General features: G+C 49.5%; 10 protein-coding genes. 6 read left to right on the top strand and 4 right to left on the bottom strand.

Annotated elements, in window-relative coordinates:
* The first annotated feature begins 192 nt into the window (after positions 1–192).
* The gene (locus tag JMI88_RS00650; RefSeq protein ID WP_201359829.1) at positions 193–2,085 is read left to right on the top strand and encodes a flippase; all 1,893 of its coding nucleotides are present in this window, start codon (positions 193–195) and stop codon (positions 2,083–2,085) included.
* Positions 2,086–2,154: 69 nt separating this feature from the next.
* Here the strand turns inward: JMI88_RS00650 and JMI88_RS00645 are convergent, their stop codons facing one another.
* The 4 genes from JMI88_RS00645 to JMI88_RS00630 are packed head-to-tail and all read right to left on the bottom strand — an operon-like array spanning position 2,155 to position 7,721.
* Positions 2,155–3,198, bottom strand: coding sequence for a beta-galactosidase (locus tag JMI88_RS00645; protein ID WP_201359828.1), 1,044 nt, complete (start codon positions 3,196–3,198; stop codon positions 2,155–2,157).
* A gap of 59 nt (positions 3,199–3,257) precedes the next feature.
* Positions 3,258–4,406 (bottom strand): glycosyltransferase family 4 protein, encoded by a 1,149-nt coding sequence (locus JMI88_RS00640; protein ID WP_201359827.1) that lies wholly within the window; start codon positions 4,404–4,406, stop codon positions 3,258–3,260.
* The gene (locus tag JMI88_RS00635) at positions 4,397–5,884 is read right to left on the bottom strand and encodes an O-antigen ligase family protein (RefSeq protein WP_201359826.1); all 1,488 of its coding nucleotides are present in this window, start codon (positions 5,882–5,884) and stop codon (positions 4,397–4,399) included. The genes JMI88_RS00640 and JMI88_RS00635 overlap by 10 nt, the downstream gene beginning before the upstream one ends.
* The gene (locus tag JMI88_RS00630) at positions 5,871–7,721 is read right to left on the bottom strand and encodes a polysaccharide biosynthesis tyrosine autokinase (RefSeq protein ID WP_201359825.1); all 1,851 of its coding nucleotides are present in this window, start codon (positions 7,719–7,721) and stop codon (positions 5,871–5,873) included. The genes JMI88_RS00635 and JMI88_RS00630 overlap by 14 nt, the downstream gene beginning before the upstream one ends.
* A 324-nt stretch (positions 7,722–8,045) precedes the next feature.
* Here JMI88_RS00630 and JMI88_RS00625 point away from each other — a divergent pair, with 324 nt between their 5' ends.
* The 5 genes from JMI88_RS00625 to JMI88_RS00605 all read left to right on the top strand — a co-directional run bounded on the left by JMI88_RS00625 (position 8,046) and on the right by JMI88_RS00605 (position 13,432).
* Positions 8,046–9,290, top strand: coding sequence for a glycosyltransferase (locus tag JMI88_RS00625; protein WP_201359824.1), 1,245 nt, complete (start codon positions 8,046–8,048; stop codon positions 9,288–9,290).
* 71 nt (positions 9,291–9,361) lie between these two features.
* Positions 9,362–10,576, top strand: a complete 1,215-nt coding sequence (locus JMI88_RS00620; protein WP_201359823.1) for a glycosyltransferase family 4 protein — start codon at positions 9,362–9,364, stop codon at positions 10,574–10,576.
* Positions 10,577–10,602: 26 nt separating this feature from the next.
* Positions 10,603–11,340, top strand: a complete 738-nt coding sequence (locus JMI88_RS00615) for a sugar transferase (RefSeq protein ID WP_505712006.1) — start codon at positions 10,603–10,605, stop codon at positions 11,338–11,340.
* Between the two features lie 62 nt (positions 11,341–11,402).
* Positions 11,403–12,416 carry a GDP-mannose 4,6-dehydratase gene (gmd, locus tag JMI88_RS00610; RefSeq protein ID WP_201359821.1) on the top strand — a complete coding sequence of 338 codons (1,014 nt, stop codon included), beginning with the start codon at positions 11,403–11,405 and terminating at the stop codon, positions 12,414–12,416.
* A gap of 56 nt (positions 12,417–12,472) precedes the next feature.
* Positions 12,473–13,432 (top strand): GDP-mannose 4,6-dehydratase, encoded by a 960-nt coding sequence (locus tag JMI88_RS00605; RefSeq protein ID WP_201359820.1) that lies wholly within the window; start codon positions 12,473–12,475, stop codon positions 13,430–13,432.
* Positions 13,433–13,491 lie beyond the last annotated feature (59 nt).

Here is a 13,491-nt window from a genome sequence, read left to right as displayed (position 1 = left end):
TTTAAAAATATGAAAGGAAATTAAGATAGTAATGTTGTTGAAACTAGTAATAAAGTTCTATATGTATAATATTGTTTCGGCCGTAATGGTATACTTTTATTCAATGCTATGCAGATGTTGTATTGCTGCGTGGAATGTATGGCTGGGCTTGTCGTGGTAGTGTTAGTTGTTGTGGTGGGAGGAATGTGCTGCATGAAAGAGATATTTTCGGCGCCATCTCATTCAGGGCAGCAAGGGCAAGAAGATATCGATATAAGAGAGCAGATCTTTTCTGAAGATGTTTCCATTCCCCTGGAAAAAAAGGCCGCAGCCAGCGAGGAAATTCACCATAAATCTTTTTCCATCTTTGATATGGATACACTAATCCTTCCAGTGGTTCCAGATGACGAGGCACCAGATTATGCGCTGGCCCTGTCAAATATGCGGACACTTAAGATTCCTGCCATACCGGCGTCACGGCCCTCCTCCTGTGGTATCTCCAATGGAGATGCGCAAAACACTGCCGTACCGCTGGAAGAGCGCCCAACCGTTCCCATGATCGTTCTGAAGAGCATCGCCAGCCAGCAGGGCGAAGAGATACCGGTAATGCATTCAGAGATTTCGGGGGCGGCCAGTGGGGCCGCTATTGTCGGGATTGGTAACATTGTCGGTAGCATCCTTAAGTTTGGGAGTAACTATTTATTACAGGTGGGATTTGGCGCCACACTGTATGGCCTCTATTCGATCTGCCTCGCGATGGTACAACTGGTCGCTTCTCTATGCAACCTGGGTTTGAGCGATACCATGATCCGCTATACCGCGATCTATCAGAGTAAGCAGCAAGCATGCTCATTACAGGGACTGATCAGCTTTTGTACTATGATTGCTGGCATCATGGGAATCGTTGGCGCATGCAGCGTATTGCTTTTTTCAACTGTGTTCGCGATTTCCAACCACGAACCAGCGCTCGCCCCACTGATGCGTTTAATGGCACCGCTGGTCCCCCTGCTATGCCTTCAGGCGGTCTGGCTGGGATCTTTGCAGGGTCTGAAGCTATTTAAGTGGCGCGTCATTGCCGAACGCCTGCTGGTTCCCAGCGTCCTATTATTGCTGGTGTTGCTTTTCTTCTGGCTGGCTCCTAGTCTGTACACGATCGCTCTGGCCACTATTTTGAGCATAGTATCTGGTACGCTGGCCAGCGCCTATTTTCTCTATCGAACGGCAATGCGGCCGAAACGCGAACGGCGATATGAAATTCAAGAATGGCTAAGCTTTGCTGTTTTTAATTTCTTGACGTCAATCACTGAAGTTGTGCTTGAATCAATAGATACACTTTTGTTAGTAATTTTGCTGGTAAATGCTACACAGATCGGGCAATATAATGCAGCTGTAAAGATCAGCGATTTTATCGCCATGCCATTGTTCTCTTTGAATACTATGTTTGCCCCCACGATTGCTGAACTACATAGCCGAGGGGAAGCGCAAAAATTAGAAACTATGTATCAGGTAGTCAACAAATGGATTGTGATGCTTAGCCTGCCCATCTTTTGTATCGCATCCCTCTTCTCTCCATCTTTATTACAACTGTCAGGCAGAAGCTTTCAGGCCGCCTGGCCTTTGCTGGTCGTGTCCGCTTTCGGCAGCATGATTAATGCCGCCACGGGCAGTGTTGGTTATATGTTGCTGATGACAGGACACCAGAAGATTTCGTTCCTCAATTCATTGCTCTCTGTGGGTTTGAATATCTTGCTGGGAGTGCTACTGATTCCCCATTTTGGAGCCATGGGAGCTGCTATCGGGACCACTGTGACGCTGGCGATCGTCAATATTCTCCGCTATGTGCAGATTCGTACATTGCTCAAGTTTTATCCCTATAACTGGCATATCTTGAGGCCTTTGGGTGCTGGCCTGTTTAGTACCCTATGGGTGGGTGGATTGCTCTTCCTCTTTTCCGATGCCGCCTTGCTTATTCGCCTGCTATTGATGCCACTTTTTCTGCTCTGCTATGCAGGTTGCCTCTATCTATTCAAGCTTGGCCCTGAAGATGCTATTGTATTAGATGCTTTTCGCCGTAAGTTTGTGCACATCAGACGTAGGAATTTGTGAGAGAACCTCTCAAACGAGGGTCGATCCCCTCCTCTGTTCACCGCGCAAGTTGGCGCGGTGTGCTTTCGGCTATGGAGACCAGGTGGGATAATTGTGGATGAAGCTCTGAAGCGCATTAAAGGCGGGTAATGGACCGTTTGTCTGCGTTATGCTCATGCCGTCGTTGCCACGGTCGATCGTGTACCAGAAGATACGACGGACCACATGGGAATCCATCGCTACCTGCGCTGTTTTCACCAGGTAATTGGCCTGGGTTTGTGGCGAGACGATACAATGCGCATCCTGGTCTACTCCATTGATGTTCCAGCCGACTTCGGTGACCCAGATGGGTTTCTGCCCATCCCCATACTGCTTCATAACATTATGGATGATCTGCCATTCTTGCTCAAAAGATGGCTGTTCGCCCACCGCACTGGCAGGATCATGATTACAGACGTAATAGTGAAAATTGGCAAAGTCAAAGAATGATTCCAGGTGATGTTGATAGAGCCATTGCATATACTGCTGGATATGTAGTGCATTAACCCACCAGATAGAGGCCATACCTACCAGTGCCTGTGGGGAAGCAGCCTTGATGGCCTTATAGGTTGGCTGCAGGATCGGGCCATAGAAGTGAGGTTGGCGGCAACTGATCGATTCATCCCATTTACCAGTCCATAGACTGTCGAATTCCTCGTTCCCGATTTCATAGCTCTCAATATAGCCATGGCCATCTTTTCCATTATAGCGTTGGGCGACCGCGCTTCCATAGGCTGCCATTTCATCTGGCCCGGGAAAGACAAGCCGATTGGCACAGGTTTGGCGTAACGCCCAGGCAGGCGCCGTCTGGAGTGGAAAGCTTATATGGATATGATTGGCATTCGCTAGCGCCACCGCGGCATCTAACTGTTGCCAATTATAATGTCCAGGCTGTGGCTCAATCTCACTCCAATTTTGTTGATAGCGTACCCAATGGATATCGAGCTGTTGCAAGTCTTTGATAGTCTGCTGGTGCAAATTATTATAGACCGTCATCCCATAGGGCTGATTGTAGTTAGAGACAAGTATCGTATGTGGCTGGAAGGTATAGTAGTAAAACAAGGCAATACTAGCCAGTAAGATAATTAATGCCACAAAAAGCGGGCCTTTCAAAAGCCTTATCTGCTGTTGGTGAACAGATCGCAACGTTGTATTCATGTATTGGCCTCTGCGCCTGATTGTTGGTAGCTATCTTTGGCTTCTTGATACACTTCCATAGTCTGGCGAGCGCAGTTTTCATAATGGAACGCCTTAACTTGCTGATGTCCATTTTGAATTAAGCGACGGCGTAGCTCTTCATTGGTGAGTACATGTCGGATGGCATCGGCCAGAGGTCGGGCGCTGGTACAATTCGCCCTCAGCACAGCATCGCCTGCAATTTCGGCACTAGCCGCTTCATAACTGGCTACCACCGGCGTCCCGCAAACCATTGCCTCCAGCGTTGGAAGCCCCTGGCCCTCATGTTTGGAGGGAAAAACCAGTGCACTGGCTCCGGCATAGATCGCCCCCATCTCTGCTTCAGGGACCCAGCCGACCTGGTGAATGCGTTCCCGGTATGGCGATTTTTCCATCAACTGTACAGCCTCTTCACTGCCATAGCCAAGTCCTCCAGTCAAGACGAGGTGCAGATCTTCAGAGTCACCGGCCAGCAAGTCGAATGCTTCTAGCAAACGCTCAACATTTTTGCGCGGCATGATACGACCCACATGTAGCAGATAGCGTGGTCCATAGCGTTGCCGCATGCGGACAATATCTTCCTCGCTGATATGGCATTCACTGATTTCCGGACGGAGCGCATGGTGAATCAGGTGAATTTTTTTGGTCGGAACGGACCAGTAGGTCGTCAGTTCTTCGCGTGTTTGTTCTGAGATGGCTATAACACGCTGGGATTTATCCACGCTAGCACGTAACAGGTGTTCATGATAAAAGCGGGGATACCAGGAGGATTGTTCGGGCACTTTTAAGAAGGCCAGGTCATTAACGGTTGTGACCAGCGGGCCATACCAGCCGCGAGGTGTCGCGAAGGCTGGCGTATGCAGGAGATCCGGTTTTACGCTACGAATGATGCGGGCACCTAATAGCTGATGCTGGATCAAGATACCACGGTTTAAAGGGAGAGAGGCAGCATGTACCTGGATATTAGGGAACTTTGCCAGTTCCTGATAGGCTTCCGGTCGCACCGTCACAACGACATACTCGTTGTTTCGATCGACCCGGGCCAGGCCATGCAGTAACGCCCGGGTCGCCAGCAGCATCCCTCCAGGCACATATTCGGCTGTAATCAAATCAATTGCTATACGCATAATTTACTATTCTCCTTCTCACCAGTATTCCGTAACGCGGAATGCTGGTGACTCATCTGGCCTACACTGCCCATAGCTATGCCAGAGACCAGGCAGAAAAAGGTGGCGTTTTCAACGATGTCAAATGGCACATCCAGACAGCCGGTAATGAGAGTAGCGCAGATCAACAATATTGTTGCCAGGAGCGGAATACGGTAGGCTGGTGACGCTTTCCGGTAGGCTCGACCACACAATACCAGTAGACTCAATATGAAGAGCAGGCCTACGATCAACCAGGGAATACCTCCTTCCAGGGCCCATTCCAGATATTGATTGTGCACACTTATACCATGAGCATTGAGCTGCGTAGCCTGGCTGATGGTCAGGCGTTGATAATAGTAGTGGAATTGCTCCAGACCAATGCCCAGAATAGGATGAGATAGAATAAGTTTGCTGGCCTCATGCCATAGAAAAATCCGGTTGGTGGTCGAGGTGGAAGCATGCGTAAAATGCGCAATGATGATCCCGGGAAATGCCAGCAGGCCACCAATCGACGCAAGCGCAAAGATCCAGCAGAGCCGATAGCGGCGCGTCAGAATCAAAGCGATGCAGAGCATCGCACCCAGAGCCGCCAGCGCACTGCGGGTTCCTGAGCCAACAACAACGCCCAGAGAAAGAAAAGTCATCAGCGCACCCAGCAGGCGTTCGTGAAGACGTTTGCCATGGAGCCAGCAGGTCAGCGAGAGCGCAAAGAGTCCTGTCATATAGAGTCCCAGCGTTGCTGCACCATCAAAAGGACCAACCAGGCGTCCTTTATCTCCGGTTGCTGCTGGATTCTGGTTGGGCACGATAACTGCCGGTAACGGCACACCCATCGCCTGCGCTATACAGATGAGATAGATCGGCAGATTGCTCAGCAGGACCAGCGTAAAGAACGACGATAGGTCGCGTATAAAAGGGAACAGAAATGTACCGCAAAAGAAGGCTAACAGAATAATAGCCAGATTGTAGAGTCTTTTATTAGCGCCAAAGACGGCTATGTTGGTAATAAATTCGGGTACATGTACAAATGAGATAAAAGCGATGGCAAAAAACAACAGGGCCAGCACATGTGGAAATTGGAGTCTGATGGCTGGCCTCAGTAGCAAGATCACGCTCAGGCAGAGCAAGAGCATGAGTTCGGTCAGTCGAATGGTATGACCGGGTGTGTGCAACAGCAGCGACGGCAGATCTGTGCAGAGGAAAACCAGGACAATGGCCACCGCTGGCCGCTTAACCGCCAGCGTGGCGACGGCAACGATCGCCAGCCCTACACCCGCCAGCCATGGCGCGGCAAGCAGAGAGCAACTTATCACGATAAAGATCAGCAGTCCCGCGAAGGACATACTTAGCAGTATCTGTTGTATGGGCATAGACGCTGGCGCCGCGAGTTTGTAAGTTTTCACAGCATAGATTGACTGTGCTCTCACTACAGAAACCTGATCGCTACTTTTTTTCATCCACAGCCCCTTTATGCTGGTTCGCTGGCTGCTTATTGTAGATGGCGGGTAATAGCTGACCCGTTCCCGGCGCCTCATCCAGCGTAGTTGAAGGCTGAGGCAACGGAGGATTGTAGTGGATAGATGTCACTGGCCGCGCCAGGGAAGACTGCTTCTGATTGCTTATAGCCATCCTGGCCCAGGGAGCGGTAGCGCGCCACTGTTTTTTGCCCTGATATTCATCATCATCAAGCCAGTCTTTCTCATACTTTGGTGCTGAAACATAAAAGTAAGGCTGGTGATGTGTTTTTTTGCGATTAACAATAATACCTTGCAATGGAGCCTGCAGTCGCTGCAGCCTGCGAGCCAGATTCTGTATCTGTGCAGCCTGCTCCTGGCCCGCCTCAACAACCAGCAAAGAGGCATCCGCGCATGCTGCCAGGATCGTCGTATGAGCGCTCTCTATCAGGGGAGCTGAATCAATAATGATAATATCCATTAAACTATGTCCCTGCTCTTCTGGTTCGTGTGCCGGTTGGAGAAGACATTTGATGAACAGAGATAGCATAGGTGCGCGCAAGATATTTCCTCGGGAGTTTGGTAGTGGACCGGTCGGTAAGAACCAGAGGTTGGGAATAGATGTTTTATGTGGATGTAACCAGGTGTATATTTTACTGCCTGGTCCTTCCTGGAAAAGAGCACTCTCTGCCATTACCGTAGTGAGCCCGTAAATATTAGGATGCTTAAAGACTCGATGCAAGGCGCCCTGTTGCAGATTACCATCGACCAGCATGACGCGTAATCCTGTGCGAGCCAGGGTAATGGCTAGATTGACCGCTGTGGTTGAAGTGCCTGTTTTCGCGTGTACGCCCGTCACCAGGATGGTGCGTTTCTCGGTACACTTCATAATCAAATTAGTGCTGATTGTGCTAAATGCTTGTTCGATCGCTTCATTGTTTACCAGCGGCAACTCATCACGCATCCTCTGTTTCGCTATTTTTACCTCAGGTACACTGCCTAGAGCCAGCAGTCTGGCCAGTCGTTCCACATCCTCAACCGTTTTAATTGTGGTATTGGTCCAATCCAGTAACAGGATAAACACCAGGGTGAGCACAAAGCTCAGAGAGCTGGCGGCCACCGTATTGAGCAATATGTTTGGACTAACTGGAGCGGTAGAAGCGATGGCAGGCTGGACGATTTTTAAGCTGTTGGGCACCTGCAATAATTGCTGTTGAATCTGGTTATAGCTGGTCAACGATGAATTATAGGTGATCTGATCACTGTTAATGGTATCGTTTTGATGGACAATAATTTCTGGAGCTGCATGTGCTGCTTGCAGGAGCGCGAGTTGTTCCTGGTCACTTTCAACAGCATTTTTAGCATTTTTCACATTCTTCGCCAGGCGAGCGGAAATATTTTTTAATTGCTGTTGTAGTGAATCATTTTGTAACTGGATAAAGACAGCGACCACCGTATTGGCAATTGTGGCCGCGCGAACAGGATTATTATCTTTGACACGTACCTGGATAATTGGCGTATTATCCAGAGGGGAATCGCTTATCTGTGTTGCCAGCTGGCGGGTGCTCACGTTATGGATTTTGCGGGCCACACCTTGCAACACATCGGGGCGGTTAATCAAAAGAGCATCGCTTTGCGCGAGAGCCTGGTCAACAAAAATACTGCCATTGTTGGTACTTATATCATGAACCTGTAGTAAAGCCGAGGCTTCATAAACCGGCTGCATTATGCTATTAATAGCATATGTCACCAATGTGCACAGTACAACAGCTACCAGCAACAACCAGAGCCATCGACGTAGCAATGCTCCATAATGTCCTATACTTGTCCCAATAGACATGCTACTTCCACCTTTCCACCTCCATTTTTCCCTTGTAAGCATGCATTGCTTTTAGAGACTCACAAAAAGTATCCACGAACAAAGCATACAACGTTTCCGCAAAAATATAGTAACTCGTCACCCATCAATCCTAATCGTTGCCATAGCCGTTTTTTATTTCGATAATATTATATGTATTAATGACTTCTGCAAAATTCAACCACAAAATGCAATAATTAACTGTAATACAACAAATCAACAACTTATTAGTTACAACCCCCTTACTATAATGTGATGCTGTAAACGTTAGATTGATGTTGTTGGAAGGGGAAAGAGTGCGACCACATGAAAATCCTTTTTATTACTCCTTATCCCCCATCCCGAATTCGTGTTCGTGCCTACGGTTTTATACAGCAACTCTGCCGTGAGCATGAAGTAACGATCTTAACCCAGATCTCTAATCCCCAGGAATGGAGTGATAGCCTGGCTTTGCAGCAGCAAGGTTATGAGGTTGTAGTGGTATCCGAGCCGCGTAGTTATGCGTTACTGCGTAGCGGGCGGGCGGTTTTCAGCCAGCTTCCTTTGCAGGTGGCATATGCGCGCTCGGCGTGTTTTTTTCACCAGGCGCAACGCTTATGTGCACGCAAACATTTTGATGTCATCCATGTGGAGCATCTGCGCGGAATCGCCTCGGTTGATGCGCTGGCCCAGGATTATCCGTTGGTATGGGATGCGGTGGATTGTATTAGTGAATTATGGCGGCAGACGGCGCGCTCTGGTCCCAGTCTGGCCTTACGCACAGTGGCGCTTTTGGAGTATAAGCGCACAAAGCGTTACGAGAGTCAAATTCAGCAGAAGATCGCACATATCATAACGACCTCAGAGAACGATCGCCAGGGACTGCTGGCACTGTCGCAGAGGAAGAACGGGCCCGAGAGAGCTAATCTGGAGCACATTGCCGTTGTCCCATGTGGTGTGGATCTGGATTATTTTGTGCCCACCGAGCAGCGCTATCGACCCTATAATATCGTTTTTTCGGGGAAAATGAGTTACCACGCCAACGTAGTGGCGGCTCACTATCTCTACCAGGAAATCATGCCGTTGATCTGGCGTGTCGAGCCGGCTGCCACGCTAACGATTGTCGGAAGCCGCCCTCCGCAATCTATTCAGCGTTTGCGCCTGGATCAACGCATAGAGGTAACCGGTTATGTGGAGGATATTCGCCCCTATATCAGGCGTGCGCATATCATGTTAAGCCCGATGGTTTATAGCGTTGGTATTCAGAATAAAGTGCTGGAGACTATGGCGCTGGGAACACCGGCCGTCATTTCAACACAATCTGCACAGGCTTTGAAGGCTTGTGAGGGGCAGGATATGCTGGTGGCGACCTCCGCGCAAGAGTTTGCCACTATGGCGTTGCGCCTGATGGGCGATGCGGCCCTGCGTGAGAATATCAGCCAGCACGGGCGTCGGTATGTTGAGCAGCAGCACCGCTGGTTTGATATGACGCAACGTCTGCTGGATAGCTATCGAAACGCTATCACCGGCGAGACACAGAAAACGACGGCTGCCACACGTACTATCTTGTAAAGCCCCTGAAGGATAATAAATTGAGCAGATCTACTCTCCACATGCCACACGTAACCAAGGAGCTTTGAACATTGGACAATGACACGCAGCGACTTAAGATTGCGCTATTAACTGCGCTAGATGCCCAGGATCGCCGTTCCTGGTCCGGCACATTTTATTCGATTGCGCAAGCTCTACAAAAATACTGTGGCGATGTGACTTATATTGGTCCGTTGGATGCAGCCCATGAGATGTTTTTTGGACGGATAGCTCATGTCGCCTCTCATTTTCTACTTGGTAAAAGATTTTTGTTTCGTCACTCACATGCGGTTTCTATGCGCTACGCGCGCGTGGCCGCCGAGCGCCTGGCCGCGCAACCATTTGATGTAGTAGTGGCCTTAAGTGGAGCTACGGAAATTGCATTTTTAAAGACAACTCTTCCGATTGTCCTGGTGGAAGATGCAAATTTTCCACTGCTTCGAGGCTATCATCAACACTTTTCAGCCTTGCTCGAATGCTCTGCTCGCCAGGTCAATGATATTCAGGCGCGTGGTATTCATAACGCGAATTTATTGCTCTACGCGACATCCTGGGCGGCTAAAGCCGCGATTGAATATTACGAAGCCGATCCGCGCAAGGTGCGGGTCATACCCTTTGGTGCCAATCTAGAGCATGCTCCGGCCAGGGAAGCCGTATTAGCTCGCCAAAGAGGAGCCCGCTGCGACCTACTATTTGTGGGAGTCAACTGGGAGCGCAAGGGTGGAGATATTGCATTTGAGACGTTATGTGCGCTGGAAGCCTCAGGTATCGAGGCTTCATTGACTGTTTGCGGTTGCACTCCTCCTCGTCGCATTCGACATCCACGGCTGACAGTTATCCCATTTTTAGACAAGAATGATCCTGAGCAGTATAAACGTCTGGAGGCGCTATATTTGAGCTCAACATTTTTACTGCTGCCGACCAGAAATGAATGTTTTGGAGTCGCTCTATGCGAGGCAAACGCCTTTGGTTTACCTGTAGTAACGACTCATACTGGCGGGGTACCAGAAGTAGTGCGCAATGGTGAAAACGGTTTTACTCTGCCCTACACGGCTAGAGGCAAAGACTATGCAAAGACAATTGCACGTATTTATCAAGATGAAGAACTGTACCTGCATATGATACGGCAGAGCCGTGCCGCATTTGAAGAGCGCTTGAACTGGAATTGCTGGGGGCTGGCCACCAGGGATGCGCTGTTACAGATGCTACAGCTCAAAGAAGAGGCTCAATCACTTGAGCCTCGAACGCTTTCACATAAAAGTTCCTGACCTGACAGGAGTTATTACACTCATGTATGGTGTGCTCCTGGAAGCTATCGGAAATCGAGGAAACGATGAACCAGACAGGCAAACAAAGTATCATTGAGGCGAAGGCTCCGCCATCAACTATATATCTGGAAGGGGCCAGCGCTGACATCATATTCGTTCCTTCTCCGTTTTTTGCTATAACGAAACAATGCATGGACTGTATCTGTGCATTGCTGGGCCTTTTGTTGCTGGCGCCGCTCTTTTTGGTGATAGCGCTACGCATCAAACTGCATGATGGTGGACCTGTTCTTCATTATCGTGAAATTGTTGGCCGCGACGGCAAGCATTTTTTTGCCCTTAAGTTTCGTACCATGATTTGTGATGCCGATGACTATTTGCAGCGGCACCCGGACTTGCTGGAACTCTATCAGAAAAACATGAAATTAGCCCATGATCCCAGGGTGACTGCTGTCGGGCATTTTCTACGTAAGTCTAGCCTGGATGAATTACCCCAGTTAGTCAATGTTCTGCTTGGGCAAATGTCGCTGGTTGGGCCACGCATTATTCATCCGAGCGAATTGTCGCGTTACGGGGTGTACGCGCACAAGCGCCTCTCTGTCAAGCCCGGCATTACAGGCTTATGGCAGGTGTGTGGTCGACAGCATGCCTCTTACGATGAGAGGATCGTCCTGGACATGCAATACATCGATCAGCGCTCGCTGTGGCTTGATTTATGCATCCTGCTCAAAACATGTAAGGTCTTGATAGTTTATACCGGGTCCTGAAGAAAATAGTTGCAATAAGCAATAATGCATATGAATCAGGGTCAGCACTGAAAGGAATTTTTATGCCCAACGCATTAATCACCGGCATTACTGGCCAGGATGGCAGCTATCTGGCTGAGTTTTTATTACAAAAAGGCTACCGAGTCTACGGCGTTGTTCGCCGGGCCAGTACTTTTAATAGCGAGCGTATCCACCATTTGCTAGATGAGATTGAGTTTATCGATGCCGATTTGCTGGACCAGCTATCGTTACTGCGTGCTTTACGCCTTTCTCGCGCCGATGAGGTCTACAATCTGGCGGCCATGTCTTTTGTGGGCACCTCTTTTGCACAACCGGTAGCAACGGGAGAATATACTGCCCTCAGCGTTACCCGTATGTTAGAGGCCATACGTTTTGTGGATTGGCCAATACGCTTCTATCAAGCTTCAACCTCTGAAATGTTCGGCAAGGTTCAGACCACCCCTCAGAATGAGCAAACACCGTTTCATCCACGTAGTCCTTATGGTGTGGCCAAGCTCTATGGCCATTGGATGACGGTCAATTTTCGCGAGAGCTATGACCTGTTTGCCTGTTCAGGTATTTTGTTTAACCACGAGTCGCCGCGCCGTGGCTTAGAATTTGTGACGCGCAAGATCTCGCATGCTGTGGCACGGATTCACCTGGGTTTGCAGGACAAATTGACGCTGGGAAACCTGGATGCCAGGCGCGATTGGGGATTTGCCGGAGATTACGTGCAGGCGATGTGGCTGATGCTGCAACAAGAAAAGCCCGATGATTATGTGATTTCGACTGGTGTAGCGCATAGCGTGCGGGACTTTGTCGATGCTGCTTTTGATTATATCGGTATCGATGACTGGTCGCCCTATGTTGAGACTGTACCGCAATTATTGCGGCCTGCCGAAGTGGATCAATTACTGGGGGATGCCAGCAAAGCCCGGCAAAAGTTTAGTTGGGTACCGACGGCAACCTTTGAAGATATCGTGCATAGCATGATAGAGCACGATATTCGCCAGGTGGCCCAGGCAGAGGAATCTATCAAAAAAGTGAGTTATGCGTTCACCACGCAACCCTGCTAAATCTGTTCAAGATACCCCGGACATTCTTTCAACCACAGAAAGAGAGTATTTGAACGATGACAATGCCTGCCCGCATCCTGATTACCGGTATTTCTGGTTTTGTGGGAAGCTATCTCGCTCAGGCATGCTTGAGTAGTTATCCAACGGCCACAACTTTTGGTCTGTATCGCTACAGCCTGGCGCAGGCGCCCGCACTGGCCGAGATTCAACCTGTAATCGGAGACATCTTATCATTAAAAAGCATGCAATATGTAATCGATCATACACGGCCAGACCTGATTTTTCACCTTGCCGCGCAATCTTCGGTGGCCTCTTCCTGGTCTGATCCCATCAGAACGCTACAAGTGAATGCCGAAGGGGCCGTCCATATCTTTGAAGCTTTACGCCTGGCAGGACTGATGGCGCGCATTGTGGTCGTTGGTTCGAGTGAACAGTATGGTGCCGTGCCGCCGGAGGCGAATCCAATCAAAGAAAGTCAGCCATTTCGCCCAACGAATCCTTATGCTGTAGCTAAGGCGACTCAGGATCTCTACGCGTACCAGTATTTTGCCGCGTATCGTTTACCAACTCTACGCGTCCGCCCTTTTAATCACTTTGGACCACGCCAGTTGCCCACCTTTGTCGTTGCCAGCCTGGCGCGTCAGATCGCCTTGATTGAAGCAGGCAAGGCCGAACCAGTGCTGGCTGTGGGCAACCTGCAGGTCAGGCGGGATTTTCTGCCTGTCGAAGCGGTTGTAAAAGCCTACCTGGCCGTGGCCGAATATGGCCAGGTAGGAGAAGCTTATAACATTGGCTCGGGTGTGGCTTACTCAATTGGGGATATCCTGAACATGCTGCTGCAGTATACTGATCGCTCTATTCGCGTCCAGGAGGACTCCAATCTCCTGCGACCCATCGACCAACCAGTTACTATTGCCGATACTTCACAGCTTCAACGTCATACCAGCTGGCAACCAGATCTTGATCTTAACCAGGCACTCAAGCGCACGCTCGACTACTGGCGTTCCATTGTATAACGGCGCAAACATGGGCGTTGGTAGATCAAGTGGATCTTCCTATAGATATTGGAGAAGAT

The organism is Dictyobacter formicarum, from assembly GCF_016587435.1.
The sequence above is the reverse complement of the archived record's forward strand: the minus strand, read 5'-3'. Positions and strand labels throughout refer to the sequence as shown.

Coding starts and splice junctions, on each gene's coding strand:
- JMI88_RS00650 (WP_201359829.1), top strand. CDS start 193: ATGAAAGAGATATTTTCGGCGCCATCTCATTCAGGGCAGCAAGGGCAA.
- JMI88_RS00615 (WP_505712006.1), top strand. CDS start 10,603: ATGGTGTGCTCCTGGAAGCTATCGGAAATCGAGGAAACGATGAACCAG.
- JMI88_RS00635 (WP_201359826.1), bottom strand. CDS start 5,884: ATGAAAAAAAGTAGCGATCAGGTTTCTGTAGTGAGAGCACAGTCAATC.
- JMI88_RS00640 (WP_201359827.1), bottom strand. CDS start 4,406: ATGCGTATAGCAATTGATTTGATTACAGCCGAATATGTGCCTGGAGGG.
- JMI88_RS00605 (WP_201359820.1), top strand. CDS start 12,473: ATGACAATGCCTGCCCGCATCCTGATTACCGGTATTTCTGGTTTTGTG.
- JMI88_RS00625 (WP_201359824.1), top strand. CDS start 8,046: ATGAAAATCCTTTTTATTACTCCTTATCCCCCATCCCGAATTCGTGTT.
- gmd (WP_201359821.1), top strand. CDS start 11,403: ATGCCCAACGCATTAATCACCGGCATTACTGGCCAGGATGGCAGCTAT.
- JMI88_RS00630 (WP_201359825.1), bottom strand. CDS start 7,721: ATGTCTATTGGGACAAGTATAGGACATTATGGAGCATTGCTACGTCGA.